This window comes from Achromobacter sp. NPDC058515 (genome assembly GCF_042721735.1).
Classification (GTDB): Bacteria; Pseudomonadota; Gammaproteobacteria; order Burkholderiales; family Burkholderiaceae_B; genus Achromobacter.
Window position 1 is genome coordinate 657705 of the sequence record NZ_JBHXNI010000001.1, and the last position, 24875, is coordinate 682579.

A 24875-nucleotide genomic window follows, 5' to 3' on the forward strand; every position below is an offset into this window, starting at 1 on the left:
TTCACCGTAGAACCGGTTCCGTTTAGTTAGAGATACCCTGCCCGCCCCGTGGAACGGGGCTGGCACTCAGCAGGAAGGAGTCCATCATGAGCAGCGTCACTGTAGACCACGTGTCGCCGGGCCACGGCCACGGTCACGATGACCACCACCACGGCGCGCCCACGGGCTGGCGCCGGTGGCTTTTTGCCACGAACCACAAAGACATCGGGACGATGTATCTCATCTTCTCGTTCGTCATGCTTCTTGAAGGCGGCACGCTGGCCTTGCTGCTGCGCACCGAGCTCTTCGAGCCGGGCCTGCAGTTCTTCCGCCCTGAACTCTTCAACCAGTTCACCACCATGCACGGCCTCATCATGGTGTTCGGCGCCATCATGCCGGCCTTCGTGGGCTTTGCGAACTGGATGATCCCGATGCAGATCGGCGCGTCCGACATGGCGTTCGCCCGCATGAACAACTTCAGCTTCTGGCTGCTGCCGGTGGCCGCGATCATGCTGACGGTGTCGTTCTTCGTGCCGGGCGGCGCCACCGCCGCCGGCTGGACGCTGTATGCGCCGCTGTCGCTGCAGATGGGCCCCGGCATGGACCTGGCCATCTTCGCCATCCACATCATGGGCGCTTCGTCCATCATGGGCGCCATCAACATCATCGTGACCGTGCTGAACATGCGCGCGCCCGGCCTGACGCTGATGAAGATGCCGCTGTTCTGCTGGACCTGGCTGATCACCGCCTTCCTGCTGCTGGCCGTGATGCCGGTGCTGGCCGCGGCCATCACCATGGTGCTGACCGACCGCCACTTCGGCACGGGCTTCTTCAATGCGGCCGCCGGCGGCGACCCGGTCCTGTACCAGCACGTGTTCTGGTTCTTCGGGCATCCCGAGGTCTACATCATGATCTTGCCGGCGTTCGGCATCGTGTCGGCCATCGTGCCCGCGTTCGCCCGCAAGAAGCTCTTCGGCTATGCCTCGATGGTGTACGCCACCGCCTCCATCGCGGTGCTGTCGTTCATCGTGTGGGCCCACCACATGTTCACGACGGGCATGCCGGTGACGGGCCAGCTCTACTTCATGTACGCCACCATGCTCATCTCCATCCCGACCGGGGTGAAGGTGTTCAACTGGGTCGCCACGATGTGGCGTGGCTCCATGACGTTCGAAACCCCGATGCTGTTCTCGATCGGCTTCATCTTCGTGTTCACCATGGGCGGCTTCACCGGCCTGATCCTGTCGGTGGCGCCCATCGACATCCAGGTGCACGACACGTACTACGTGGTGGCGCACTTCCACTATGTGCTGGTGGCGGGCTCCTTGTTCGCCCTGTTCGCCGGCGCGTATTACTGGGTGCCCAAGTGGACGGGCCGCATGTACAGCGAAAAGCTGGGCAAGCTGCACTTCTGGTCCACGCTGATCTCGTTCAACGTGACCTTCTTCCCGATGCACTTCCTGGGCCTGGCGGGCATGCCGCGCCGCTATGCCGATTACGCCGCGCAGTTCACGACGTTCCATCAGCTCGCCACCATCGGCGCATTCTGGTTTGGCCTGTCGCAGCTGATTTTCCTGTGGGCGATCGTGCGCTGCTACATGGGCAAGGGCGAACGCGCCGCGGCCAAGCCGTGGGAAGGCGCCGAGGGCCTGGAATGGACGGTGCCTTCGCCCGCGCCTTTCCACACCTTCGAAACGCCGCCCGAAGTGAAGTGAACCCGCTTTTAATGTTCCAGGTAGCACAGCAATGACACCCGAGCAGCGCCGTCGTAACAAGATCGCAGGACTGGTTCTTCTGGTTTTCGTCATTGCCGTGTTTGCCTGGACCGTCTTTCGCGGTTCGGCGCTGCTGTCCGGCACGGCCATCAATTAGGCCACGGCCATGAGCGACGACCTTCGCGAATCCGCCCAGCGCAAGCTGAGTTTTCTTCAGACGATGAAGGCGGTGGCGTGGGGATTCTTCGGCGTCCGCAAGGGCGCGGGATACCGGGAAGACAGCGCCAGGCTCAATCCGGTCCACGTGATCGTGGCCGGACTGCTGGCAGCGGCAATCTTCGTTACTGTGCTGGTATTAATTGTGCGTTGGGCCGTTTCCAGCCTGACTTGAATCATTTAATCTAAAAATCTGTACCAGGGAGAAAGCCATGAGTGCAAGCCACTCGGTTCAAGGTAAAGAGGCACCGTACTACTTCGTGCCCGCCGACTCGGGCCACCCCGTGCGCACGGCCGTGGCGCTGTTGTTCATGGGCCTGGGCGCCGCCGCCTGGGTCAACGGCGTCAGCGCGGGCAAGTGGGCCGTCCTGGCGGGATTCATCGGCTTGATCGTGGTGCTGTACTACTGGTTCGGCGACGCCATCCACGAATCCGAATCCGGCCTGAACAGCAAGCGCATCGACGGTTCCTACCGTTGGAGCATGAGCTGGTTCATCTTCTCCGAAGTGATGTTCTTCGCCGCGTTCTTCGGTGCGCTCTGGTACACCCGCACCATCACGACGCCGTGGCTGGGCGACATCGACCACCGTCTGATGCTGTGGCCCGACTTCCAGGCGACGTGGCCGAACTTCGGCCCGGCCGGCGTGGTCGAGACCTTCCAGACCGTCGGCCCCTTCTGGCTGCCCACGATCAACACCGCGCTGCTGCTGAGCTCGGGCGTGACGCTGACCATCGCCCACCATGCGCTGCGCGAAAACCATCGCAACAAGACGATGTTCTGGCTGGCGGCCACCGTCATCCTGGGCTTCATCTTCGTGGCCTGTCAGGCCGCTGAGTACATCCACGCCTATACCGAACTGAACCTCAAGTTCAACTCGGGCGCGTACGGCTCGCTGTTCTACATGCTGACGGGCTTTCACGGCTTTCACGTGATCCTGGGCGCCACCATGCTGACGGTCATCCTGATCCGCCTGATGCGTGGCCACTTCACGCCCGACCACCACTTCGGTTTTGAAGGCGCGGCCTGGTATTGGCACTTTGTGGACGTCGTGTGGCTGGGCCTGTACCTGTTCGTGTACTGGTTCTGACACAGGCCGGCAAAACCCCGGCTGTCATTGCGGCACAGGAAAGCGCGAAGGGCGCCGGGCGGCAGGCCGGGCGCCCGCCGCGCTTTCAGGCTATTGAAGAGGGGGCGTGCGCCCATGCCCCGGCCCGGGGCCGGCAGGCCTTGGGGAACTGGCGCCGTGGGCGCCTATCTAAAGCCGGTGCTCTCGATCCAGCCCATGTGATGGGCGAACAGCACAAACAGGAACAGGGCGACCGACAGTCCGATGCGCACCGTCAGCGCGTTGACCGTGCGGTTGGTGGTACCTTTGTCCCGCATCAGGTAGACCAGGGCGGATGCCAGACTGGCCAGGATCCCGACGAAGGCCAGAACGACGAAAACGCGCATAGTGGTCTCCAGACAAATCAGAGTTAGCAAAGACAAATGGCCCGACCGCATTCCACACGCTACACGGTAGCCGCCCTACTCCTGCTTGGCATCGCCGTGGTGATCCTGGTGTCGCTGGGGCAATGGCAGCTGCGTCGCAGCGATGAGCGACGCGCCATTCTGGACGCGATCGAAGCGGGTCGCAAGCAAACGCCGCTGGTGCTGACGCCGGCCACCCCGCCCGCGGAGATGACGGCCTGGCGGGTGGCCCAGGCCAGCGGCACCTGGCTGCCGGAATTCAGTGTACTGCTGGACAATCGCAACCACGACGGCAAGCCGGGCTATTGGCTGGCCACGCCGCTGCTGCTGGATGCTTCCACGCGGCGCGCGGTGCTGGTGCTGCGCGGCTGGCTGCCGCGCGTGATCCAGGGCCAGGGCGAGCCCCGGCTTCCGGCCACGCCCGACGGCATCCAGACCGTCGAGGGCGAGCTGTCCGTGCGCGTGCCGCGCATGTTCGAACTTTGGTCGCTCGGCGGGCCGGAGTCTTCCAGCCTGCCGGCGGCGCTGCCGGTGGCGGGCGGGGCCGTGCCGCAGGTGCAGAACCTGCCGCTGGACGCCTATGCCAAGGCCACGGGCCTTTCCTTCCTGCCTACGGTGCTGAGCCAGGGCGGCAAGGGGCCGGACGATGGCCTGGTGCATGACTGGCCCCAGCCGTCCGTGGATTTTCAGCAGAACACGTCTTATGCAGTGCAGTGGTTCGCTTTTGGCTTGATTGCCGCCATCGCATGGCTGGTGGTGCTGGGGGGCGCCATCAAGCGCATGCGCCAGCGTGGGGACAGCGGGGCTCAGGCCCGAGCCCGCGCCCGCAGATAAACAACGCTTACTCAGGATACAAAGTGGCTCGCGACATTTCATCCAACAAGCCCGCAGGCAAGCGCTCCTTGATGCCCATGCTGCTGGTGTTCCTGTGCTCGCTGGCGCCCATCGTCGCCGCATTCGTGGTCTACATGAATCCGCAATGGTGGCCCACGGATTCCAGCAACTACGGCACGCTCGTGACGCCGCAGCGGCCGATGCCCGCGGCCGCCGAGCTGCGCCTGACCACGCTGGACGGCAAGCCGTTCGACCTGCAAAGCCTGAAGGGCAAGTGGCTGCTGGTGGCCGCGGACGGCGCGGCCTGCCCCGAAAGCTGCGCGCGCAAGCTGTTCATCACCCGCAACAGCCACGCCAGCCAGGGCAAGAACGTCGACCGCCTGGCCCGCGTCTGGTTCATCACGGACGATGCGCCCGTGCCGGACAAGGTGCTGGAAGCCTACAAGGGCACGGTCATGGTGCGCGTGGACCCGGACCAATTGGCGCGGTTCCTGCTGGCGCGCGACGCGGCCGCCGGCCAGCCCGGCCTGCAGGAGCCCATCTGGGTGATCGATCCGCTGGGCAACCTGATGATGCAGTACCCTGCCGAGGCGGATGGCGTGAAGGTGCGCAAGGACATCAGCAAGCTGGTCTATAACTCGCGCATTGGTTGAAGGTTTTTTTCCCGCCGCGCCGTCCCGAGGAAACAGCGCCTGAAGGGCGTGCGGCGTGTGGGCATTTTCTTTTTTTGGTTGATATGGAACGCATCAAAGCGCGTTATCGCAAGCTCGTCTTCTTCACCTGGTTTCTGACGCTGGATCTGATCATGTTCGGCGCCTTCGTGCGCCTGACGGATTCCGGCCTGGGCTGCCCCGACTGGCCGGGCTGCTACGGCAGCGCGACGCCGCTGGGCGCGATGGGCGACATACACGAGGCGTCGCAGGCCATGCCCTTCGGGCCGGTGACCCTGTCCAAGGCCTGGATCGAAATGATCCACCGCTACGTCGGCACCATTCTCGGCATGCTGATCATCGGCATCGTCTACATGGCCTGGCGCTACCGCCGCGAACTGGGCCGCTCGCCGGCGCTGGCCGTCGCGACCCTGGTGGCCGTGTGCGTGCAGGGCGCCTTCGGGGCCTGGACCGTGACGCACAAGCTGATGCCCGCGGTCGTGACCGCGCACCTGGTGTTCGGCCTGTCGGTGCTGGCGCTGATGACCTGGCTGTCCGCGCGCGAACGCCCGCACCAGCCGGTGAGTGCCGCGGCCGCGCGCTGGAAGCCCTGGGTGGCGGGGGGCTTTGGGCTGCTGCTGGTGCAGGTGACCTTGGGCGGCTGGGTCAGCACCAACTATGCCGCGCTGGCCTGCATGGATTTCCCCATGTGCCACGGCCAGTGGGTGCCCGAGATGGACTTCCACGGCGGCTATTCGGTCATCCGGGGCCTGGGCGAACTGCCTTCCGGCGAGATGATCTCCCAGCCCGCGCTGACGGCGATCCACTGGGTCCACCGCAATTTCGCCTTCGTGGTGTTCATCTACCTGGGCATCCTGGCGTGGCGGCTGCGCGCCGAAGCCGGCTTGCGCGGACCCGCCACCTTGATGCTGGCCCTCCTGGCCGCGCAACTGCTGACCGGCCTGACCACAATCTTCTTCCAATGGCCGCTGCTGATCGCGGTGCTGCACAATGGGGGCGCCGCCGGCCTGACCTTGGCCGCGGTGGTATTGATGGTGCGTTTGTCCACGGCCGGAAGCGTGCCGGCGGGGGCGCTACGACCCCAATTTGGTGCGAGTTTAAAATAGGGTCCACTATGACCAGTCTTGCCGCTCCTCAATCCGGATTGTTCCGCCAGTACCTCGTCCTCACCAAGCCGCGTGTGACGCAGCTGGCGGTGTTTTGCGCCGTGATCGGCATGTTCCTCGCCGCCCCGGGAATTCCGGACATGCGCCGCGTGCTGTTCGGCACCATCGGCATCTGGCTGCTGGCCGCTGCCGCGTTCGCCATCAATTGCCTGATCGAGCAGGAAGTGGATTCGCGCATGCTGCGCACGGCACGCCGCGCCACCGCCCGGGGCACCATTTCGGCATTCCAGGTGCTGAGCCTGTCCGGGCTGCTGGGCGGCGCGGGCATGTTCGTGCTCTACACCCTGGTCAACCCCCTGACCATGTGGCTGACTTTCGCCACTTTTGTGGGCTACGCTGTCATCTATACGGTCATCCTCAAGCCGCGCACGCCGCAGAATATCGTGATCGGCGGCCTGTCGGGCGCCATGCCGCCGGCCCTGGGCTGGGCCGCCGTGGCGGACTCCGTGCCGGCCGAGGCCTGGGTCCTGGTCCTGATCATCTTCATCTGGACGCCGCCGCATTTCTGGGCGCTGGCGCTGTATCGCAACCACGATTACGCCAAGGCCGGCCTGCCCATGCTGCCGGTGACGCACGGCAATAAATTCACGCGCCTGCACATCCTGCTCTACAGCCTGGCGCTGATGGCGACCACGCTGTTGCCCTACGCCATCCGCATGAGCGGAGAGCTCTATCTGCTGTCGGCCCTGGTGCTGGGCGGCATGTTCGTTTCGTACGCCTGGCGCCTGTACCGCGAGTACAGCGATGCGCTGGCGCGCAGTATGTTCCGTTTTTCCATTCTCTACCTGGCGCTGCTCTTTGGCGCTCTGCTGGTGGACCACTGGGTCGGCCTGTTGCGCTGACCCCCTGGAGGTTGTTGATGTCCGTGTTTTCCGCCAGCCGCCGGCTGGCCCTGCGCCTGGGCGCAGCCGCCGCCTTGACCGCCGCCCTGGCCGCCTGCGGCGAGAGCGCGCCCACGTTCAAGGGCAGCGACATTGCCGGCACGCAGCTGGGCCGCGGCCTGGAGCTGTCCGACCACAACGGCAAGACGCGCCAGCTCTCCGACTTCGCCGGCAAGGTCGTTGTCGTGTTCTTCGGTTTCACGCAGTGTCCAGACGTGTGCCCCACGTCGCTGGCCGAACTGACCGAAGTCATGAAGAAGCTGGGTCCGGACGCCGAGCGCGTGCAGGTGCTGCTGATCACCGTGGACCCTGAACGCGACACGCCCGAGGTGCTCAAGCAGTACATCACCGCGTTCGACCCGCGCTTCCTGGGCCTGACCGGCACGCCGGACCAGGTCAAGAAGGCCGCCGCCTCGTTCAAGGCCTACTACGCCAAGGCGCCCACCAAGGACGGCAGCTATACGATGGACCACACGGCCGCGTTCTATCTGCTGGACGGCAAGGGCGAATCGCGCGTCCTGGCCAACAACAACATCGGGGTCGACGCCCTGGTGCAGGACATCCAGGCCCTGCTCAAGGGTTGACGCGGCGCGGGCTCAGGCGCCCGCCGCCGCCCAGTTGTCCAACGCGGCGCGGGCCTTGTCGCTGAGCTCGGCAAGGGGGATCTCGCGCCGGTGCGCCATGATCATCAGCGCATAGGGCGTGGCCAGCGCGGCTGCCTCGGGGCACAGGCGCGACTCTTCGCCGACCGATGGCGACACGTTGCGCCAGTAGTTGATCGCCTGTTCGAGCTGGGGCAGGGTGATGGGATCCATGCGCCTATTGTCCACGAATGGGCAATGCTGTCCACCCGCCGTTCGCCCTGCAAAGAAGCGTCACCATCGCAACATGCCGAAACCGCGCCCGGGTGCTATACCACTGCCGGTTAGCTACGATGGAGCATCGTCATGAATACATCCACCCGAACCGACTCTTCGCGCCGCGGCCTGCATCCGCTGGTCGCCGCCGCGGCGATCGCGGTCATCGTCATGTGCTCGGTCGGCGTGGCCGCGGTGATGGGCTGGCTGCCCACGCCCTCGGCCAACCCCCATGCCGACGAGCCCGTGGCCGAGGCCGGACCGGAAGGCGCCAACCTGGCGCCCGCGCCCGCGCAGCCGCAGCAGGCGCAGCAGGCGCGCCCGGCTCCGGCCCCGGCTTCGCCGCCGGCGGCACGTCCCGCGCCTGTTCCTGCGCAGCAGGCCTGCGCGAACTGCGGCGTCGTCGAGTCCGTCCGCCAGGTGCAGGCGCCCGCCAAGGACAACAGCGACCATCTGGTCGGCACCATTGCCGGCGGCGTGGCGGGCGGCGTAGTGGGTAATCAGTTTGGCGGAGGCAACGGCAAGACGGCCTTGACCGTGCTGGGCGCGGTCGGGGGCGCTTTGGCAGGCCGTGAAGTTGAGCGTAATATCAGACAGCAACAAACGGTGACGCACTATGAGCTCACGGTGCGCATGCGCGACGGCAGCGCGCGCCAGTTCCGCAGCGCGCAGCCGTTCGCGTTTGCGTCCGGCGACCATGTGCGCGTGGAGAATAACCAGCTGCTGCCGGGCTGAGCCTGGCTGCCAGCGACAACCATCTGTCTTTGGGGAGACCTGGAATGAGCGACCAACACACCAATCCGTTCGTCCTACCCGGCATGGGCCAGAACTCCGACTTGTCGGGCAATCCGCTGCTGGCCAGCATGGAAATGATGCGCCAGGCGTGGGCCGGCCTGACGGGCCCCGGCGGCCTGGCCAGCAGCCTGCCGATGGCGCCGCCGATGAACCTCGAGGACCTGGACCGCCGCATCGCCGAGCTGCGCTCGGTGGAAAACTGGCTGCGCATGAACCTGACCATGCTGTCGAGCACCATCCAGGGCATGGAGGTGCAGCGCTCCACCATCAGCACGCTGCGCGCCTTCGTGGACAGCGCGGCCAATATGGACATGAGCGCGGTCCGCGACAGCGGCGCGGCGTCGCCGCTGGAGGTGGTGCTGGGCCTCAAGCCCGCGCCCAAAAAGACGGCCGCGCCCGCGGGCGGCAATGCCAAGGCAGAGAATGCCTCGGACGCAGCAGCGTCGGCTGCCGCAGCATCGGCTGCCGCAGCGCCGGAATCGGCGGCGGGCATGAGCGAGCAGATGGGCGCCGCGGCGCAATCTGCTTCCAAGGCGTGGTGGGACCTGCTGCAACAGCAATTCAACCAGATTGCCGCCGCCACCGCCGCCTCCATGCCGACAAATCCCGCAGCGCCTGGCGCGCACGACGGATCCAGGTCCAAGCCGGAAGAGCCCAAGGCCGGCGCCAAGGCCGACCCCAAGGCATCCAAGCCGGCGGCGGCCCGCAAGCCCAGCGCCTCCAAGAGCGCCGCCAAGACCGCCAAGAAAAACGGGCCTGCCGAAGGCAAGCCCTGACCTTATCTTTCAATCGACACGCGGGCTGGCCGCAAGGCCGCCCCACCGTCTCTCAACTTTGTAGAACTTATGCTTAACGTAGTGATTCTTGCCGCCGGACTGGGTAAACGCATGCAGTCCGACCTCCCCAAAGTACTGCACACGCTGGCTGGAAAGCCGATGCTGGCGCACGTGCTGGACAGCGCGCGCGAGCTCAAGCCGGCACGCGTGATCGTCGTGGTGGGCCATGGCGCCGACCGCGTCAAACAGGCTTTCGAAGGCCAGGACGACCTGCACTTCGTGCTGCAGCAACCCCAGCAAGGCACGGGCCACGCGGTGCAGCAGGCCGTGCCGCTGCTGCTGGACGGCGACGGCAAGGACGACGTGACCCTGGTGCTGTACGGCGATGTGCCGCTGGTGCAGCCCGAAACCCTGCAGCGCTTGCTGGACGCCCGCGGCCAGGGCGCCGCCGTGCTGACCGAAGTGCTGGCGGATTCCACCGGCTATGGCCGCATCGTGCGCGACAGCAAGGGCAATGTGTGCCGCATCGTTGAACACAAGGACGCCTCGGAAGCCGAGCGCCTGATCAAGGAAGTCAACACCGGCATCCTCAGCGCGCCGACCGCGAAGCTGAAGGACTGGCTGTCCCGCATCGACAACAACAATGCCCAGGGCGAGTACTACCTGACCGATGTGGTCGGGCTGGCCGTGGTCGACGACGTGCCCGTGGGCGCGGCGCAACCCGGCGCGTCCTGGGAAACGCTGGGCGTGAACAGCCGGGTCCAGCAGGCCGAGCTGGAACGCCGCTGGCAGGGCGAGCAGGCCCGCCGCCACCTCGAAGCCGGCGTGACGCTGGCCGACCCGGCGCGCTTTGACGTGCGCGGTTCGCTCACCTGCGGCCGCGACGTGTTCATCGACGTGGGCTGCGTCTTCGAAGGCCAGGTGTCGCTGGGCGACGGCGTGCGCGTGGGTCCGCATTGCGTGCTGCGCGACGTCAGCGTCGGTCCGGGCACGCATATCGAAGCCTTCAGCCACCTGCAGCAGGCCCAGGTGGGCCGCGACGCCCGCGTGGGGCCCTATGCCCGCCTGCGTCCCGGCGCCGAGCTGGGCGACCGCAGCCACGTCGGCAACTTCGTCGAGATCAAGAAGAGCGTGCTGGGCGAAGACAGCAAGGCGAACCACCTGGCCTACATTGGCGACGCCGACATCGGCGCGCGCGTGAATGTGGGCGCGGGCACGATCACCTGCAACTATGACGGTGTGAACAAGCATCGCACCGTTATCGAGGACGACGCCTTCATCGGTTCGGACACGCAGCTCGTGGCGCCCGTGCGCGTGGGCCGCGGCGCGACGCTGGGCGCCGGCACCACGCTCACCCGCGATGCGCCGGCCGACAAGCTGACGGTGTCGCGTCCCAAGCAACTCACCGTCGACGGATGGCAGCGCCCGGTCAAGAAATCGTGACGCCGGAGAGCGACCAGGCGTCGGGCGGGGGGGCCAGGCCCGCCCAGCCCGACGGCCTGCCGACGCCGCGCCGGTATTGGGCGGCGGCCACCGTGATGACGGGCATCAGCCTGTCGGTGCTGGACACCACCATCGCCAACGTGGCGCTGCCCACGATCGCGGTCGACCTCAACGCCTCGCCGGCCCAGGCGGTCTGGATCGTCAACGCCTACAACCTGGCGGTGGTGATGGCCTTGCTGCCGCTGTCGGCGCTGGCCGAGCGCATCGGCTTTCGCCGCATGTTCACCTTCGGACTGGTGCTGTTCACGCTGGCCTCGCTGGGGTGCGCCCTGGCCGGCACGCTGTGGCAGCTGACCGCGGCGCGGGTGTTCCAAGGGGTGGGCGCGGCCACGCTGATGTGCATGTTCGGCGGCCTGGTGCGCAACATCTATCCGCTCAAGATGCTGGGCCGCGGCATCAGCATCAACGCCACCACGGTGGCCATCATGTCGGTGCTGGGACCCACCATCGGCTCGGCCATCCTGTCGGTGGCGCCGTGGCCATGGATCTTCGCGGTCAACCTGCCCATCTGCGCGCTGGCGATGCTGGGCCTGCGCCACCTGCCGGAAGTGCCGCGCAACAACGTGAAGCTGGACTGGATCAGCGCCCTGCTCTGCATGGCTACGCTGGGCGTGTTCATTTCAGGCATCGACATGATGGGCGAGGACCTGCTGCGCGGAATCGGCCTGGTGGCCATCGCGTCGGTGGCGGGCCTGGTGCTGGTGCGCCGGGCCAGCGGGCAGACCGCGCCGCTGGTTCCCGTGGATCTCTTGCGCATCCGCCCGCTGGCGTTCGCCGTGGGCGCGTCGGCCTGCACCTTCGCGGCGCAGATGGCGTCGTACGTGTCGCTGCCGTTCTACTTCCAGCAGGTGCTGGGCCGGCCCTACCTGGAGGTGGGCATGCTGATGGGCGCCTGGCCCGTGGGCACGGCCATCATCGCGCCGCTGGCCGGCCGCCTGTCCGACCGCTACTCCGCCGCCACCCTGAGCGGCGTGGGGGCCGCCACGATGGTGGCTGGAATGCTGTGGCTGTCCGTGCTGCCGTCCTCGGCGTCGAACTGGGTGATCGTCATCGGCATGTTCGTGGCGGGCGTGGGCTTCGGCTTTTTCCAGACGCCCAACAACCGGGCCCTGCTGTCGGCCGCGCCCCGCTCGCGCAGCGGCGCGGCGGGCGGCCTGCAGGCCACCACGCGGGTCTTCGGCCAGAGCTTCGGCACCGCGTTGGTCGCCATTGCGTTCAGCGTCAGCGCCGCCCACGGTCCGGGGCTGGCCCTGGTGCTGGGGACGGTCTGCGCCGCCCTGGCGGTGGTGGTCAACACTGTCCGCTTCAGCAAGCTGCGGGTCTAGGCGGCGCCAGCGTCCCGCGGGGCCGATTTCGCGGGAACAGGCCCCGGTTCCCGGCCGCTTCTATAATGGCGGCCGGCGCCCGGTTCCGTAGGCCGCGCGCGAAAATTACCTATTTGGAAGGCGTTCAGGCATGAAGATCACGGTCGTGGGTACCGGTTACGTGGGTTTGGTGTCGGGAGCATGCCTGGCCGACATGGGCAATGACGTCATGTGTCTGGACGTGGACGCCGCCAAGATCGCGCTGCTGCGCCAGGGCGGCATCCCCATCTACGAACCCGGCCTGGAAGACCTGGTGCGCCGCAACGTGCAGGCGGGCCGCCTGCATTTCACGGATGACGTGGCGCAGAGCGTGGCTTTCGGCGACGTGCAGTTCATCGCCGTGGGCACCCCGCCGGGCGAAGACGGGTCCGCCGACCTGAAGTACGTGCTGGCGGCCGCGCAGAACATCGCGCGCCACATGACGTCGCGCAAGCTGATCGTGGACAAGTCCACCGTGCCCGTCGGCACGGCCGACAAGGTGCGGGCCGTGGTGGCAGGCGAACTGGCCGCGCGCGGCGTGGACATCCCCTTCAGCGTGGCGTCCAACCCCGAATTCCTGAAGGAAGGGGCCGCCATCAACGACTTCATGAGCCCCGACCGCGTGGTCGTCGGCGCGGACGACGAATACACCGTCGGCGTCATGCGCCGCATCTACGAGCCTTTCCAGCGCACGCACGACCGCCTGATGGTGATGGACGTGCGCTCCGCCGAGCTGACCAAGTACGCCGCCAACGCCATGCTGGCCACGCGCATTTCGTTCATGAACGAAATGGCGAACCTGGCCGAAGTCCTGGGCGCGGACATCGAGCAGGTGCGCCGCGGCATAGGCGCCGACCCGCGCATCGGCTATCACTTCCTGTACCCCGGCGCGGGCTACGGCGGCTCGTGCTTCCCCAAGGACGTGCAGGCGCTGGTCAATACCGCCGCCGAGCACGCCCTGCCCATGCGCGTCATCGAAGCGGCCGAGGCCGCGAACCATGCGCAGAAATTCCGCCTGTCCGAAAAGCTGGTCGAACGCTTTGGCGAAGACCTGCGCGGCCGCAAGATCGCCTTGTGGGGCCTGTCCTTCAAGCCCAATACCGACGACATGCGCGAAGCGCCCAGCCTGACGGTCATCGCCGAACTGACGCGCCGCGGCGCCGAGGTGCGCGCCTATGATCCCGTCGCCATGCACGAGGCCGCCCGCGTGCTGGCCGGCCAGCCCGGCGTCGGCTTTGCCACCGACATGTACGACGCGCTGGACGGCGCGGACGCGCTGCTGATCGCCACCGAATGGAAGGTCTTCCGCGCGCCCGACTTCGACCGCGTCAGGGCCCTGCTCAAGACCCCGCTGATCATCGACGGCCGCAACCTCTATACGCCCGCCGACGTGCGCGGCCTGGGCTTCGAGTACTCGGGCATCGGGCGCGCATGAAGATCCTGCAGCTGAACTTCGAGAAAGGCTGGCGCGGCGGCGAACGCCAGACGCTGTATTGCATGCGCGCCTTCCGCAAGGCGGGCCACGAGGTCGAGGTGATGTGCCGCGAAGGCGCGCCGCTGGCCGAGCGCGCCCGCCAGGAGGGCTTTGTGGCCCATACCTGCCGCAACGTGCCCGGCCAGCTGGCCTTCCTGGCCGGCGCCGGCCGCTACGACATCATCCACGCGCAGACCGCCAACACCATTACGTGGGCGGTGCTGACCAAATGGCTGCATCGCAGCCCGGTGGTGTTTTCGCGCCGCACGTCGTTCGTGGTCAAGCCGGGCGATGAATGGAAGACCGGCTTCAAGTGGCGCCGCGCGAACCTGTTCGTGGCCATCAGCGAGATGGCCGCGGGCGAACCGCGCCGCCTCGGCATCGAGCCCGTCATCATCCGCAGCGCGGTCGAGCCTCACGAGATCAACGCCGAAAACGTCGCCAACCTGGTGCGCGAATTCGACCTGAGCGGCAAAAAGGTCATGGCGACCTCCGCCGCGCTCATCCGCGACAAGGACCCGGTCACCCTGGTGCGCGCCGTGGGCGAACTGGCCAGGACGCGCCGCGACTTCGTCTTCCTGCACTTCGGCGCCGGCGGCGACCGCGAACAGCAGGCCAAGGACGAAGCGCGCAAGCTCGGCATCGAAGACGTGTACCGCTTCGCGGGCTTTCGCAAAGGCGTCGAGGATTTCTACAGCATCCTCGATGTGTTCGTCATGAGCTCCGAGGAAGAGGCCCTGGGCAGCAGCGTGCTGGACGCCTTCCTGCAGCGCGTCCCGGTGGTGTCCACCGACGCCGGGGGCCTGAAGGAAAGCCTGGCCGACGGGCGCGGCGTGCTGTGCGCCGTGGGCGACCACCAGGCGATGGCCGCCGGCATGGCGCGCTGCCTGGACGACGCGGCGTTCCGCCAGGAAATCACCGAGCGCGCGTATGAGTACGTGCGCAACGAGCACGACGTGCAGAAGATGGGGAACCGGTATCTGGCGCAGTTCGAGCGTTTACTCGGACGGCGTTAGGCTCTCGTGGGGGGTGCGAGACACCCATCACCGCACCCCCTCCATTGCGTCTTCCCACCGCGAGGCCCGGGGCAACCCAAACTGCTTGCGGGCCTGTTGATAAAGCGCTTGCGCCTCTTCAAGCCGGACGCCGGCTTCCTAGCTGGCCCGGCCGATGAACGCCGGTTCCAGTTCGAAGAACATGTTGGCAAGCAGCTCTTGCGCCAACTCATCGCCAGGCACGGACGACAGGTCGCCGGAGCGCAATGCGGCGGCAATATCCGCCGGGTTCACCGCTTTCCCGTAGGGGGGCGTTGAGGTGCGCCGCGATCATTTCCAGGTACTTGGTAGAGTGCGTTTGCAAGGGATGCTCCTGTGCGGAACTCTCTGGCGTCTTTCGCCGGTCGAATTTGTACTATCCACTGGCCGAGGCCCGACTGTGCACGCTTATTCCCTGATCACCCCCGCACGTCGATCCGCGTCTCGAACTTGGCGCGATGCACCGAGAAGAACGTGCGCACGTTGCGCACGTTGGCCTGCGCGGTGAAGGCGCGGTGCACCAGCGCGTGATAGGCCGGCATGTCCTTGACCTGGGCGATCACCACGAAGTCCGGGCCGGGCGATACGCGGTAGCACTGCAGCACCGCCGGTTCGGCCAGCATGCTTTGCTCGAACGCATCCAGGCTTTCCGCCGCCTGCACATCCAGCGTGATCTCCACGATCGCCGTCAGCGTGCTGCCCAGCTTCTGGGCGGACAGGATGGCCACCTGCCTGTCGATCACGCCTTCCTCGACCAGGCGGCGCACGCGCCGCAGGCAGGTTGGCGGCGACGCATGCACGCGCGCGGCCAGGTCCTGGTTGGTCAGCGCGCTGTCTTCTTGTAACTGTTCAAGAATGCGCCGGTCCAGATCATCCAGCTCCGGTAGTGAAATCGGCGTGTTTTGCATGATTAATTCAAAAATCCGATCTATAAGAAAGATTATTTAATCACAATTATGTAAGGGAATTAACTGCCAAATAACGGAACAGAAAGAAATCAAATTTCTTTACGGGTCGCGCACAATGCGTCGGTACACGAACTTACCGGAGTCTCTCCTATGTGCGGCATTGTTGGCGCCGTCGCCCAGCGCGACATCACCCCGATCCTCGTTGAAGGCCTCAAGCGCCTGGAATATCGCGGCTACGACTCCTGCGGCGTCGCCGTGTATGCCGACGGCCATCTGCGCCGCACGCGCAGCACGCAGCGCGTCGCCGAGCTTGCCGACCAGGTCGCGCAGGACAAGGTCCAAGGCTTCACCGGAATCGCCCACACCCGCTGGGCCACGCATGGCGTGCCGGCCACGCACAACGCCCACCCGCACTTCTCGCGCCTGGGCAATGAAGAACCGCGCATCGCGCTGGTCCACAACGGCATCATCGAAAACCACGACGAATTGCGCGCCGAGCTGCAAGCCGTGGGCTATGTCTTTGAAAGCCAGACCGACACCGAGGTCATCGCGCACCTGGTGAACCACCTGTACTCGGGCGACCTGTTCGAAACGGTGCAGAACGCCGTGCGTCGCCTGCATGGCGCCTACGCCATCGCCGTGTTTTGCCGCGACGAACCGCATCGCGTCGTGGGCGCGCGCCAAGGCTCGCCGCTGGTGGTGGGCGTGGGCCAGAACGAGAATTTCCTGGCGTCCGACGCGCTGGCGCTGGCCGGCACGACCGACCAGATCATCTACCTGGAAGACGGCGACGTCGTCGACCTGCAGCTCTCGCGCGTCTGGATCGTCGACGCCGCCGGCAAGAACGTGGACCGCGAAGTGCACACCGTGCACGTGCACACCGGGGCCGCCGAGCTGGGCCCCTACCGCCACTACATGCAGAAGGAAATCTTCGAGCAGCCGCGCGCGGTGGGCGACACCCTGCAAGACATCGAAGCCATCACGCCCGAGCTCTTCGGCGACCAGGCCTACAAGATCTTCAAGGACATCGATTCCCTGCTGATCCTGGCCTGCGGCACCAGCTACTACGCGGGCCTGACCGCCAAGTACTGGATCGAGTCGATCGCCAAGATCCCGGTCGCGGTCGAGATCGCCAGCGAATACCGCTACCGCGACAGCGTGCCCAATCCGCGCTCGCTGGTCGTGACCATCTCGCAGTCCGGCGAAACCGCCGACACGCTGGCCGCGCTGAAGCACGCCCGCTCGCTGGGCATGGAACACACGCTGACCATCTGCAACGTGTCGACCAGCGCCATGGTGCGCGAGTGCAAGCTGTCGTATATCACGCGCGCCGGCGTGGAGATCGGCGTGGCCTCGACCAAGGCCTTCACCACCCAGCTGACCGCGCTGTTCCTCCTGGCCCTGACGCTGGCGCAGACGCGCGGCAACCTGACCGACGAGCAGGAAGCCGAACACCTGAAGGCGCTGCGCCACCTGCCGGTCGCCATCGGTTCGGTGCTGGCGCTGGAGCCGCAGATCATGGCCTGGGCCGATCGCTTCGCCTCCAAGGAAAACGCCCTGTTCCTGGGCCGCGGCATGCACTATCCGATCGCGCTGGAAGGCGCGCTCAAGCTCAAGGAAATCAGCTACATCCACGCCGAAGCCTACCCGGCCGGCGAACTCAAGCACGGCCCGCTCGCGCTGGTCACCGAGCACATGCCGGTGGTCACCATCGCGCCCAAGGACGAGCTGCTGGAAAAGCTGAAGTCCAACATGCAGGAAGTGCGCGCGCGCGGCGGCGAGCTGTATGTGTTCGCCGACGCGGACAGCAAGATCCAGAGCGCCGAAGGCATGCACGTGATCCGCATGCCGGAGAACTACGGCAAGCTGTCGCCGATCCTGCACACCGTGCCGCTGCAACTGCTGTCGTATCACACGGCATGCGCGCGTGGAACGGATGTGGACAAGCCGCGTAACCTGGCCAAGAGCGTGACGGTGGAGTGAGGCGGGTAAAGCCCGCTGCAACTTGAAGATAAGGAATAAAGTCCGTATTAAGAAATAAAGTCTGTATTCCTGCAGCGTCTGCGAAAAAAGCCTAGTTGGCATCCAAAATCCGCTAATTGTCTTTCCCGATAAGTAAAAGGCCGCATTTCGCGGTCTTTTTCGTTTTCGGTGTTGGGATGAGACATTCTTTGTGAAAACTAGAAGTTGAAAACGAGAAATAGAGTCGGTCGCGCGGAATAAAGTCGGTCGCACTTTGTGCGCCGACCTTGGCCGCGCCGCATTCTTAAATCGCGACCGTGTTCCCGCTCGCGCGTGGAGGCCCGTCAGCGTTGGCGCGCCGGGCCCTCACAGCTCTACGATCCTGTCCCCAGGTCGGGATATTTCGTGAAGGAGATCATCAAGGTATTCCGCGATGTCTCCAGCCTCCATATCCGCCGGAATGATGACGTCATCCGCACGCACATGCTTGCCGTCGGTAAGGCGATACACCTCCCACCCACGGGTCGTATGAAGCACCTCCAGCGACAATCTACCGTAAACGTCGAACTTCATGAGATCTCCATGTGCTCATGGATCTAGGACGCTGACCGTCGCTACGACCGTTGCAGGACCCGAAGCGTTCGAGGTCAAGTCTCTGCGCCGTGCCGCAAATGCCCGTTTTCGACCGAGGCCGTGTGGAAACGCTATTCGTCCTGACAGCCACAGCGCGATCGCCTGGACCGCATCAACTTGGGCGGTCTTCACTTCGATTTTTCGAAGCGGGGCTCACTCAAAGCCGTTTGGGCGGCCCGGATAGGGCCTGAGGTGCGTCATTGGTCATATGAAGGGCTCAGCCCCCCATCGACAGTATCGCTTTCATCGTTTGCTGGAAGCCTAGGATGCGCATGACCCGCTTGAGGTTATAGGCCAGTACATTCAAGCTCATTTCCGTGCCCACATTGCCCAAGCGACGAGTTAGGAAGTGTGTATAGCCCATCCAATGCTTGAACGTGCCGAACACATGTTCCACTGTGCGCCGCCGCACCTTCATCGCTTCTGGCATTCGGTCTAGACGGCGCTGCGCCGCCTCAAGCACGGCCTCATGTTCCCATCGACTGATGCGCCGATACGCGCTAGGAGTGCATCGCTCCTTCATAGCGCATTGTGGGCAGGCACTACTCCAGTAGCGCCGCAATTGAAGACCATTCTCCTCCCGCGTAAACCGGTGGATGGCGCGCTGGCCCGCAGGGCACTGGTACTCATCGTCCTTCGCGATGTATATGAAGTCCGAACGGTCGAAGCGGCCTTCGGCCTTGGCATTGGAAGTGGTCGGCTTGGGCAAGATCGCATCAATACCTGTCTCTGCACATGCCTTGATCTGAGGCGCGCTGTAGTAGCCGCGATCGGCAATCGCGCGCAGTCGCTTCTTGCCCATTGCCTCCCGCGCGGCTTGTGTCATCGATGCCAATGAGTCCCTGTCATGTCCTCGGTTCGTCACTTCGTGCGCGACGATCAGATGGTGCTTGGCTTCGACAACCATCTGCACGTTGTAGCCGACCATCCCCGAGCCCCGGCCACTGGTAGCCATCGAGCGGGCATCCGGGTCGGTCACCGACAGCTGACCGTCTGGACTGTCTTTGAGCCTCTCCTTGACGTCATCCAGCGTGCGCATTTGTTTGCGCAGACGTTCGATCTTGTCATTGAGCCGATTGGTCCTGGCCTCGATCTCGACAGGTTGCGTTCGGTCCGCTGTGTCGAGCGCCGCCAGATAGCGGTGGATGCTCTCCTCAATCTGCTGCTGACGTTTGTCTATCTTGGCAGCCGTGAAGTTCTTGTCGCGCGTGTTGACTGCCTTGAACTTGCTTCCATCAACGGCGACCAGGGCTTGGCTGAATAGCTTGAGATCTCGGCATACGGCAACAAACCGCCGGCAAACGTTGCGAATGCCCGATCCATTGTTACGGCGAAAATCCGCGATGGTCTTGAAGTCTGGCGCCAGACGGCCGACCAGCCACATCAGTTCGACATTGCGTTGGCACTCTCGCTCGAGTCGACGACTGGACTGGACCCGATTTAAGTAGCCGTAGATGTAGATCTTCAGCAGCACGGCCGGGTGGTACGACGGGCGGCCGGTAGCTGCTGGCGCCGCCTTCTCAAATCCCAGCGATTCCAGGTTGAGCTCGTCGACGAATGCGTCGATTATGCGCACCGAGTTGTCGTCGGCGATGAAGTCATCCAGGCATTCCGGGATCAACGCTACCTGTTGCCGGTCCTGACCTTCGATGAAGCGGGGCATGTCGACTCCCGGAATCGAGATACCAAACTCTATCTACTCCACCATAGCGGCGTCAAAGAGTTTTCACACAGGCTCGACCCAAAGCGGTCATCGCCCTAAGCCCTATCCTTGATTCGGCGAAAGCGCGCCAGCGCGCGCAGCACGGGCGGGTTTCCGATGCCGGGCGGTATGTAGGGATCGTCGTCCGGTCGAAGCGCCATCACATCGGGGGCGTTGTCGCTAACCTCCCACGCCTGCCTGACGTGAATTTCGCTCATGGGGATAGGTTTGACTGGGATAGGGATGGGCTGGCCGCGCCTCCGTGGAAAATGACACGGCACAAGCAGAAACGAGCCCGCGTGGACATAGGCTCCAAGGAAAGCATCAAGATGTGCGCTACTTTTTGGAGACATGCGGCTGTTGCCGCGCGACGGACTCTGCGTCTCCACCCAGGTCGGCTGCGCGGTCGGCTGCCGTTTCTACATGATCGGCAAGAGCGGCCTGATCCGCCAGGTCACGAGCATGGAAATCCTTGCCCAAGTCGTACTAGCGCGGCGTCTGCGCGCGGTGAAGAAAGTCGTCTCCATGGGCATGGGTGAACCGGCGCACAACCTCGACAACGTGCTCGACGCCATCGACCTGCTCGGCGCCGAAGGCAATATCGGCCACAAGAATCTCGTGTTCTGCACCGTGGGCGACCTGCGCGTGTTCGAAGCCCTGCCACGACAACGCATCAAGCCCGCGCTGGCGCTGTCGCTGCACACGACCAAAGCCGAACTGCGCGAACACCTGCTGCCACGCGCGCCGAAAATTTCGCCGGAAGAACTCATCGAACTTGGCGAGAGATACGCGCGCGACACCGACTATCCGATCCAGTATCAATGGACGCTGCTCAAGGCATCAACGACGGCGACGACGAACTCGATGCAGTCGTGCGCCTGCTCAAGGAGAAGTATGGCGTGCTCAACGTCATTCCCTTCAATAGCCTTGAAGGGGATGACTACCAGCGCCCCGATTCCGAGCGCATCCGCGAGATCGTCCGCTATTTGCATAGCCGCGGTGTGCTGGCCAAGGTGAGGAATAGCGCAGGGCAGGATGTAGACGGCGGCTGCGGCCAATTGCGCGCTCGCGCCGTGGGCGCAGAGCAGGTGGTCGAACTGCGCCGCAAGCGCACGGCAACGCCGGAAGCCGCCTAGAAGACCGGACACGGTCATGCGACGAATGTCGGTTCAGCAACGAAGATCAGTAACCCTCCGCCGGATTTAGTTCGAATCCATGTTCGCAACGTTCGGTGCGCCAGAAGACTCTTGACAAGCGTTCCCCGGGAATTCATTATAGTTTCCATGGAAATTATAAGGGGGCGCTTTGGGCCGTACAACGTCTACACAGCCGGGATCCATACTGAATACACATTTGGGCTACTGGCTGAGACTAGTTTCCAACCATGTCTCGGGTACGTTCTCCCGCGCGTTGCAGGAGCAGGGGATGTCAGTCGCTGAATGGGTCGCGCTGAATCAGATTCGGAGCGGCGCTGCACTGACGCCGGCTGGTATTGCCGGCGCAACGGGCATGACGCGGGGAGGCATTTCAAAGGTACTGGAAAAATTGCAGTCCAAGGGGTGGATTTCCCGCGAGACGAGTCCGGAAGACAATCGTGTCCAGTTGCTTGCGCTGACTCGGCAGGGCGAACATGTTTTGCCAGAACTGACCGTGATCTCCGACGACAACGATGAGCATTTTTTCGGCGCTCTTAGTACAGCCGAACAAGACATGCTTCGGCAATTACTGAAGAAGCTGGCTGATATCCATCAATTGAGCAACATACCCGTGGACTAAAGCGCGGTTTTTCCACTCATTTTCGCAACGACGTCTCCGTAAAAGGAAGAATGGCGATGAGCAAGGCCATAGAGCATCTAAGGGCCGCGCAGCAGCGGGCCATGACCAACCGGCCCAAAGTGGGCGGGTTTCCATACCTGGCTGACACGCTGCGTCGAGCGGGAGTCACGCGAAATGTTTGGTTCTTACCGGCGTGCGAGAGCCTGTATCTGACCCAGGATGGGCCCGTCGTCATGCAGGGAACTCCCCTGGTATCCGGCGCGGCGGACGTACCGGCGTTCGATGAGCTTGCGCTTGCGAAGGCGCTGCGGACCGATCAGGCAGGAGAGAGCACCTTCGCAGAGTTTCTAGAGGCTGCGTGGCGCGCAGGTGTCATCCGCTACGACGTAGACCTGGTTAATCGCACCGTTACGTACTACGGCTGCCTTGATGAAGCATACGCCGAGCAGTATCCCGCTTTGAATGGCCAATAGTTGCGATTCGAACACGCTGCCCCGCCCGCGCCGGCGGTGCAAAGTTCGAATGGGCTGTATCCATTTTCTCGGAGCACCATTATGTCGCCACCACTTACACGCCGTGCGTTTCACCGTATGACCCTATGTGGAGCGGCGCTCATCGGCAGCCATGCCCTGTGGCGTCAGGCCCGCGCAGGCGAGGTGGCGGATGTGCCTTGGACTGACAACGATCCGCATCTTAGCGGGAACTTCCTTCCGGTTCTGCGCGAAGTCGACGCGCGCGACCTTCCGGTGATTTCTGGGAAAATTCCCGCCGACTTGCGCGGCGTCTACATGCGCAACGGACCCAACCCAGAGTTCAAGCCAATAGGCTACACATATCCGCTTGACGGCGATGGCATGATTCATGCCGTCTATATCCAAGACGGAAAGGCCCGCTATCGCAATCGCTTCGTGAAGACAGAGAGCCTGATGGTCGAGCGCCGGGCGGGCAGAGCTGTCTTTGGGAGCTTTACGCATCCTGGCCCCGTCGATCCGAGCCTGTTTTTACCGGGAGAAGTTCCGTCGCGCATCAAGAACGGCGCCTTCGTGAACATTATCCAGCACGGCGGCCGCCTCATCGCGCTCAACGAGGCAACGACCAGCTACGAGATTAGCGCAGAACTAGACACATTAGGCCTGTGGACCGCAGGCGGCTCCGAACCCTTGCGCCTGGGCGCTCACAATCGGCGCCATCCGCGCACCGGTGATCTCTATGCCCTGGAATACAGTTGGCGCACGCCGACAGTGAAGTTTCATCGTATCAACTCATCCGGGTTGTTGATGAACACCAGGTCGGTGGAACTGCCTATGCCCACAATGATCCACGATTTCGTCCTGACGGAGCACTACTTAGTCCTCATCGCCGGGCCAGCAGTGTTCGATGTCCAGGCAGCGAAGGCTGGCCAATCGATGCTGCAATGGCGCCCCGATATTGGCATGCGCATCGCCTTGCTGCCGCTAGACGGCGGTGCTCCCAATTGGATAGAAGGCGAGCCCTTTTTTGTCTTTCACTTCGCCAACGGGTTCGAGCGGGGCCAGCAGATTGTCGTGGATTACGTGCAGCACGACAAATTCGCATTGACGCACGGCCCTACCCCCACATTCAAGCGAATGACCATCGATCCAGCACAACGCAGCTTCAAGGTCGCCGGCTTCTCGAATGAGGTTACCGAATTCCCGCGAGTAAACCATCTGCGCGAGGCGCTTCCCACTCGCTTCGTCTACATGCCCACCTTGACCTCCTCGCTGAATGAAGCCAATCCGCCTACGGCGGTGTTCAATACGGTGCTCAAACTCGATACCGAGACTGGCCGGTACACGCGCCACGATTTTGGCAACCATATCGTTGGTGAGGCTGCATTCGTGCCAAAGCCGGGTGGTGGCCAGGAGGACAACGGTTATCTGGTGGCCTTCACGTACGATCCGGAGCGCCAGGCCAGCAACCTGGTTTTGCTGGACGCGGGCAGGATCGAGGAACCTCCCGTAGCCGTCATCGAGATGCCCCAACGCGTGCCGCAGGGACTTCACGGCAACTGGATTTCCAGCAGTTGATAAGTCCCCGCCGCCTCGACTGCAAATGGCCGGCACAAGCTTAGTGGGCGCGCACTCTATACCGTCCGTTCGGACAAACAGCGCCACAACTTGTGGGCCGCGACACAGCGCTTCCGCCTTTGGGTGGCTGCGCGTCAATTCGCCCGTTCCAATTGGGGTACCCTTTGACGCCGGCAAATCCTGGGTAACACGATAATGTGGCGCACGTTCTTCAAGGTGTCGCTGGTGACGGGCTGGGCGCTGTGGCTGGCCGCCATGGCGTGGTTTGCGGTGGGCATGCTGCGGTATGCACTGTCCGCCGACGCGACGCTGACGCCGATCAACCTTGCGCCCGGACAGACGGCGCATGCCGAGGTTTATCGCATCCGCGAAGCGCCACTGTGGATGTAGGCGCGTTTTGGCGATCCGATGGGCAGGGAGCGTCCCGAATTGGGGGAATGTACAATGTGTGTGGACGCGCCGGGCGCGAAGCCGGGCTTCATCAACACCGGGGAGCCGGTGCGGATTCGTGTGCGCGATGGCAAGACACGGGATGTCGTGGTGGCCGCGGCCCAGCGCGGCGCCGCCAGCGCCACGCATTTCTACCGCTAGCTCTGGCCTGCAAGCCATGCCGATGGCGCCCTGCCCGAGACCGCGCCGCCCTTCCCGCAGTTGGCGAAGGGAACTTCGCAGTTCACCTTCACGGTAGAAGAGGCCGGGCCGGCGCTTCGGGGCGAACGGATCGAAGTGTAAATCAGCGCGCCCGTCGGTCTTAAACGTACCGCGCCCGGCTGGGACGATGTCTCCACCTTTATCTTCCAGCCCTGCATCGGCGCGATCCTTGGCGTTTGGACGCTGGTGTGGGCGGGGCTCACCTGGTGGTATCGCCGCCGGGTTCGGCGGGCAGCTCTGAAGGCGTTCGTCTGAGTTCGAAAGCAAAAGGCCTATGCGATTGCATGGGCCTTCTGCGTTTCATGACGCGGATGCGGGGATCAGGCTTCGATGCGCTCCACCGCGCATCGGAATTGCGATGCTCTATGCGCTGTACACGTGGTTCCGTAAGCACCCCTGTCAAGTAGACATCGGTTGATAGACGATCGGAGCAAGGGTTAACCGAGGCATGAATTGCACCGGCGGGAGGCCACCCAGCGA

28 protein-coding genes and 1 pseudogene are annotated in these 24875 nt (G+C 64.2%); 22 read left to right on the forward strand and 7 right to left on the reverse strand.

Going from position 1 to position 24875, the window contains the following annotated elements; translation table 11 throughout:
• Positions 1-86 precede the first annotated feature (86 nt).
• From ctaD to ACFWP0_RS03145, 4 genes are read left to right on the forward strand one after another with little or no spacing between them, the layout of a single operon-like run.
• The gene (gene ctaD, locus ACFWP0_RS03130; RefSeq protein ID WP_377839587.1) at positions 87-1694 is read left to right on the forward strand and encodes a cytochrome c oxidase subunit I; all 1608 of its coding nucleotides are present in this window, start codon (positions 87-89) and stop codon (positions 1692-1694) included.
• Between the two features lie 31 nt (positions 1695-1725).
• Positions 1726-1851, forward strand: a complete 126-nt coding sequence (locus ACFWP0_RS03135; protein WP_377839588.1) for a cytochrome oxidase small assembly protein — start codon at positions 1726-1728, stop codon at positions 1849-1851.
• A gap of 9 nt (positions 1852-1860) precedes the next feature.
• Positions 1861-2085: a DUF2970 domain-containing protein gene (locus ACFWP0_RS03140; RefSeq protein WP_006392371.1), complete on the forward strand. Its 225-nt coding sequence runs from the start codon at positions 1861-1863 to the stop codon at positions 2083-2085.
• Between the two features lie 37 nt (positions 2086-2122).
• Positions 2123-2998 (forward strand): cytochrome c oxidase subunit 3, encoded by an 876-nt coding sequence (locus ACFWP0_RS03145; protein ID WP_171666390.1) that lies wholly within the window; start codon positions 2123-2125, stop codon positions 2996-2998.
• A gap of 164 nt (positions 2999-3162) precedes the next feature.
• On the opposite strand, the gene ACFWP0_RS03150 is transcribed toward ACFWP0_RS03145, so the two are convergent.
• Complete coding sequence (locus ACFWP0_RS03150) at positions 3163-3363, reverse strand: twin transmembrane helix small protein (RefSeq protein WP_008166451.1); 201 nt, start codon at positions 3361-3363, stop codon at positions 3163-3165.
• 36 nt (positions 3364-3399) lie between these two features.
• On the opposite strand from ACFWP0_RS03150, the gene ACFWP0_RS03155 reads away from it, so the two are divergent.
• The 5 genes from ACFWP0_RS03155 (at position 3400) to ACFWP0_RS03175 (ending at position 7517) form a co-directional block, all read left to right on the forward strand.
• Entirely contained in the window at positions 3400-4215 is an 816-nt protein-coding gene (locus tag ACFWP0_RS03155) for an SURF1 family protein (protein WP_377839589.1), read from the forward strand.
• Between the two features lie 71 nt (positions 4216-4286).
• Positions 4287-4868 (forward strand): SCO family protein, encoded by a 582-nt coding sequence (locus tag ACFWP0_RS03160; protein WP_377839645.1) that lies wholly within the window; start codon positions 4287-4289, stop codon positions 4866-4868.
• Between the two features lie 83 nt (positions 4869-4951).
• Positions 4952-5992, forward strand: a complete 1041-nt coding sequence (locus ACFWP0_RS03165; protein ID WP_377839591.1) for a heme A synthase — start codon at positions 4952-4954, stop codon at positions 5990-5992.
• Between the two features lie 8 nt (positions 5993-6000).
• Positions 6001-6894, forward strand: a complete 894-nt coding sequence (gene cyoE / locus ACFWP0_RS03170) for a heme o synthase (protein WP_377839592.1) — start codon at positions 6001-6003, stop codon at positions 6892-6894.
• 17 nt (positions 6895-6911) lie between these two features.
• Entirely contained in the window at positions 6912-7517 is a 606-nt protein-coding gene (locus ACFWP0_RS03175; protein WP_377839593.1) for an SCO family protein, read from the forward strand.
• A 12-nt stretch (positions 7518-7529) separates the two neighbouring features.
• On the opposite strand, the gene ACFWP0_RS03180 is transcribed toward ACFWP0_RS03175, so the two are convergent.
• Entirely contained in the window at positions 7530-7748 is a 219-nt protein-coding gene (locus ACFWP0_RS03180) for a DUF3717 domain-containing protein (RefSeq protein WP_377839594.1), read from the reverse strand.
• 132 nt (positions 7749-7880) lie between these two features.
• Between ACFWP0_RS03180 and ACFWP0_RS03185 the strand changes: the two genes are divergently transcribed.
• From ACFWP0_RS03185 to ACFWP0_RS03210, 6 genes are all read left to right on the forward strand, one after another.
• A complete protein-coding gene (locus ACFWP0_RS03185; protein ID WP_377839595.1) occupies positions 7881-8525 on the forward strand; it encodes a glycine zipper 2TM domain-containing protein in 645 nt (214 codons plus the stop codon).
• 44 nt (positions 8526-8569) lie between these two features.
• Entirely contained in the window at positions 8570-9361 is a 792-nt protein-coding gene (locus tag ACFWP0_RS03190) for a PhaM family polyhydroxyalkanoate granule multifunctional regulatory protein (protein ID WP_377839597.1), read from the forward strand.
• 69 nt (positions 9362-9430) lie between these two features.
• Entirely contained in the window at positions 9431-10804 is a 1374-nt protein-coding gene (glmU, locus tag ACFWP0_RS03195; protein ID WP_377839599.1) for a bifunctional UDP-N-acetylglucosamine diphosphorylase/glucosamine-1-phosphate N-acetyltransferase GlmU, read from the forward strand.
• Positions 10801-12189, forward strand: a complete 1389-nt coding sequence (locus ACFWP0_RS03200; RefSeq protein ID WP_377839600.1) for an MFS transporter — start codon at positions 10801-10803, stop codon at positions 12187-12189. Before glmU ends, ACFWP0_RS03200 begins: the two co-directional genes overlap by 4 nt.
• A 130-nt stretch (positions 12190-12319) precedes the next feature.
• A complete protein-coding gene (locus ACFWP0_RS03205; protein WP_377839602.1) occupies positions 12320-13642 on the forward strand; it encodes a UDP-glucose dehydrogenase family protein in 1323 nt (440 codons plus the stop codon).
• Positions 13639-14697 (forward strand): glycosyltransferase family 4 protein, encoded by a 1059-nt coding sequence (locus ACFWP0_RS03210; protein ID WP_377839603.1) that lies wholly within the window; start codon positions 13639-13641, stop codon positions 14695-14697. Before ACFWP0_RS03205 ends, ACFWP0_RS03210 begins: the two co-directional genes overlap by 4 nt.
• A gap of 138 nt (positions 14698-14835) precedes the next feature.
• Here ACFWP0_RS03210 and ACFWP0_RS03215 read toward each other — a convergent pair whose 3' ends face one another.
• Positions 14836-14970 carry a hypothetical protein gene (locus ACFWP0_RS03215; RefSeq protein WP_377839605.1) on the reverse strand — a complete coding sequence of 45 codons (135 nt, stop codon included), beginning with the start codon at positions 14968-14970 and terminating at the stop codon, positions 14836-14838.
• A 164-nt stretch (positions 14971-15134) separates the two neighbouring features.
• Positions 15135-15623, reverse strand: a complete 489-nt coding sequence (locus tag ACFWP0_RS03220; protein WP_377839607.1) for an Lrp/AsnC family transcriptional regulator — start codon at positions 15621-15623, stop codon at positions 15135-15137.
• Between the two features lie 150 nt (positions 15624-15773).
• On the opposite strand from ACFWP0_RS03220, the gene glmS reads away from it, so the two are divergent.
• Positions 15774-17606 carry a glutamine--fructose-6-phosphate transaminase (isomerizing) gene (gene glmS / locus ACFWP0_RS03225; protein WP_377839608.1) on the forward strand — a complete coding sequence of 611 codons (1833 nt, stop codon included), beginning with the start codon at positions 15774-15776 and terminating at the stop codon, positions 17604-17606.
• Between the two features lie 345 nt (positions 17607-17951).
• On the opposite strand, the gene ACFWP0_RS03230 is transcribed toward glmS, so the two are convergent.
• The 3 genes from ACFWP0_RS03230 to ACFWP0_RS03240 form a co-directional block, all read right to left on the reverse strand.
• Entirely contained in the window at positions 17952-18158 is a 207-nt protein-coding gene (locus tag ACFWP0_RS03230) for a hypothetical protein (RefSeq protein ID WP_377839609.1), read from the reverse strand.
• A 277-nt stretch (positions 18159-18435) separates the two neighbouring features.
• Positions 18436-19881 (reverse strand): IS1182 family transposase, encoded by a 1446-nt coding sequence (locus tag ACFWP0_RS03235; protein WP_377839611.1) that lies wholly within the window; start codon positions 19879-19881, stop codon positions 18436-18438.
• Between the two features lie 95 nt (positions 19882-19976).
• A complete protein-coding gene (locus ACFWP0_RS03240; RefSeq protein WP_377839612.1) occupies positions 19977-20138 on the reverse strand; it encodes a hypothetical protein in 162 nt (53 codons plus the stop codon).
• A 139-nt stretch (positions 20139-20277) separates the two neighbouring features.
• Between ACFWP0_RS03240 and ACFWP0_RS03245 the strand changes: the two are divergent.
• From ACFWP0_RS03245 to ACFWP0_RS03270, 6 genes and pseudogenes are all read left to right on the forward strand, one after another.
• Positions 20278-21056: pseudogene (locus ACFWP0_RS03245) on the forward strand (RNA methyltransferase); the annotation flags it as partial.
• Positions 21057-21345: 289 nt separating this feature from the next.
• Positions 21346-21696, forward strand: coding sequence for a MarR family winged helix-turn-helix transcriptional regulator (locus ACFWP0_RS03250; protein ID WP_377839613.1), 351 nt, complete (start codon positions 21346-21348; stop codon positions 21694-21696).
• Positions 21697-21752: 56 nt separating this feature from the next.
• Positions 21753-22169 carry a DUF1398 domain-containing protein gene (locus ACFWP0_RS03255; RefSeq protein ID WP_377839615.1) on the forward strand — a complete coding sequence of 139 codons (417 nt, stop codon included), beginning with the start codon at positions 21753-21755 and terminating at the stop codon, positions 22167-22169.
• An 81-nt stretch (positions 22170-22250) separates the two neighbouring features.
• Positions 22251-23744 carry a carotenoid oxygenase family protein gene (locus tag ACFWP0_RS03260; RefSeq protein WP_377839617.1) on the forward strand — a complete coding sequence of 498 codons (1494 nt, stop codon included), beginning with the start codon at positions 22251-22253 and terminating at the stop codon, positions 23742-23744.
• 195 nt (positions 23745-23939) lie between these two features.
• Entirely contained in the window at positions 23940-24134 is a 195-nt protein-coding gene (locus ACFWP0_RS03265; RefSeq protein ID WP_377839618.1) for a hypothetical protein, read from the forward strand.
• 54 nt (positions 24135-24188) lie between these two features.
• Complete coding sequence (locus ACFWP0_RS03270) at positions 24189-24335, forward strand: hypothetical protein (protein WP_377839619.1); 147 nt, start codon at positions 24189-24191, stop codon at positions 24333-24335.
• Positions 24336-24875 lie beyond the last annotated feature (540 nt).

What these genes read in the sequence shown, in the direction of transcription:
- ACFWP0_RS03175 (WP_377839593.1), top strand. Translation starts at nt 6,912, where the DNA reads ATGTCCGTGTTTTCCGCCAGCCGCCGGCTGGCCCTGCGCCTGGGCGCA.
- ACFWP0_RS03255 (WP_377839615.1), top strand. Translation starts at nt 21,753, where the DNA reads ATGAGCAAGGCCATAGAGCATCTAAGGGCCGCGCAGCAGCGGGCCATG.
- ACFWP0_RS03155 (WP_377839589.1), top strand. Translation starts at nt 3,400, where the DNA reads ATGGCCCGACCGCATTCCACACGCTACACGGTAGCCGCCCTACTCCTG.
- ACFWP0_RS03250 (WP_377839613.1), top strand. Translation starts at nt 21,346, where the DNA reads ATGTCAGTCGCTGAATGGGTCGCGCTGAATCAGATTCGGAGCGGCGCT.
- ACFWP0_RS03270 (WP_377839619.1), top strand. Translation starts at nt 24,189, where the DNA reads ATGTGTGTGGACGCGCCGGGCGCGAAGCCGGGCTTCATCAACACCGGG.
- ACFWP0_RS03235 (WP_377839611.1), bottom strand. Translation starts at nt 19,881, where the DNA reads ATGCCCCGCTTCATCGAAGGTCAGGACCGGCAACAGGTAGCGTTGATC.
- ACFWP0_RS03265 (WP_377839618.1), top strand. Translation starts at nt 23,940, where the DNA reads ATGTGGCGCACGTTCTTCAAGGTGTCGCTGGTGACGGGCTGGGCGCTG.
- ACFWP0_RS03135 (WP_377839588.1), top strand. Translation starts at nt 1,726, where the DNA reads ATGACACCCGAGCAGCGCCGTCGTAACAAGATCGCAGGACTGGTTCTT.
- ACFWP0_RS03230 (WP_377839609.1), bottom strand. Translation starts at nt 18,158, where the DNA reads ATGAAGTTCGACGTTTACGGTAGATTGTCGCTGGAGGTGCTTCATACG.
- cyoE (WP_377839592.1), top strand. Translation starts at nt 6,001, where the DNA reads ATGACCAGTCTTGCCGCTCCTCAATCCGGATTGTTCCGCCAGTACCTC.
- glmU (WP_377839599.1), top strand. Translation starts at nt 9,431, where the DNA reads ATGCTTAACGTAGTGATTCTTGCCGCCGGACTGGGTAAACGCATGCAG.
- ACFWP0_RS03145 (WP_171666390.1), top strand. Translation starts at nt 2,123, where the DNA reads ATGAGTGCAAGCCACTCGGTTCAAGGTAAAGAGGCACCGTACTACTTC.
- ACFWP0_RS03140 (WP_006392371.1), top strand. Translation starts at nt 1,861, where the DNA reads ATGAGCGACGACCTTCGCGAATCCGCCCAGCGCAAGCTGAGTTTTCTT.
- ACFWP0_RS03180 (WP_377839594.1), bottom strand. Translation starts at nt 7,748, where the DNA reads ATGGATCCCATCACCCTGCCCCAGCTCGAACAGGCGATCAACTACTGG.
- ctaD (WP_377839587.1), top strand. Translation starts at nt 87, where the DNA reads ATGAGCAGCGTCACTGTAGACCACGTGTCGCCGGGCCACGGCCACGGT.
- glmS (WP_377839608.1), top strand. Translation starts at nt 15,774, where the DNA reads ATGTGCGGCATTGTTGGCGCCGTCGCCCAGCGCGACATCACCCCGATC.
- ACFWP0_RS03150 (WP_008166451.1), bottom strand. Translation starts at nt 3,363, where the DNA reads ATGCGCGTTTTCGTCGTTCTGGCCTTCGTCGGGATCCTGGCCAGTCTG.
- ACFWP0_RS03185 (WP_377839595.1), top strand. Translation starts at nt 7,881, where the DNA reads ATGAATACATCCACCCGAACCGACTCTTCGCGCCGCGGCCTGCATCCG.
- ACFWP0_RS03220 (WP_377839607.1), bottom strand. Translation starts at nt 15,623, where the DNA reads ATGCAAAACACGCCGATTTCACTACCGGAGCTGGATGATCTGGACCGG.
- ACFWP0_RS03160 (WP_377839645.1), top strand. Translation starts at nt 4,287, where the DNA reads ATGCCCATGCTGCTGGTGTTCCTGTGCTCGCTGGCGCCCATCGTCGCC.
- ACFWP0_RS03165 (WP_377839591.1), top strand. Translation starts at nt 4,952, where the DNA reads ATGGAACGCATCAAAGCGCGTTATCGCAAGCTCGTCTTCTTCACCTGG.
- ACFWP0_RS03205 (WP_377839602.1), top strand. Translation starts at nt 12,320, where the DNA reads ATGAAGATCACGGTCGTGGGTACCGGTTACGTGGGTTTGGTGTCGGGA.
- ACFWP0_RS03190 (WP_377839597.1), top strand. Translation starts at nt 8,570, where the DNA reads ATGAGCGACCAACACACCAATCCGTTCGTCCTACCCGGCATGGGCCAG.
- ACFWP0_RS03240 (WP_377839612.1), bottom strand. Translation starts at nt 20,138, where the DNA reads ATGAGCGAAATTCACGTCAGGCAGGCGTGGGAGGTTAGCGACAACGCC.
- ACFWP0_RS03260 (WP_377839617.1), top strand. Translation starts at nt 22,251, where the DNA reads ATGTCGCCACCACTTACACGCCGTGCGTTTCACCGTATGACCCTATGT.
- ACFWP0_RS03210 (WP_377839603.1), top strand. Translation starts at nt 13,639, where the DNA reads ATGAAGATCCTGCAGCTGAACTTCGAGAAAGGCTGGCGCGGCGGCGAA.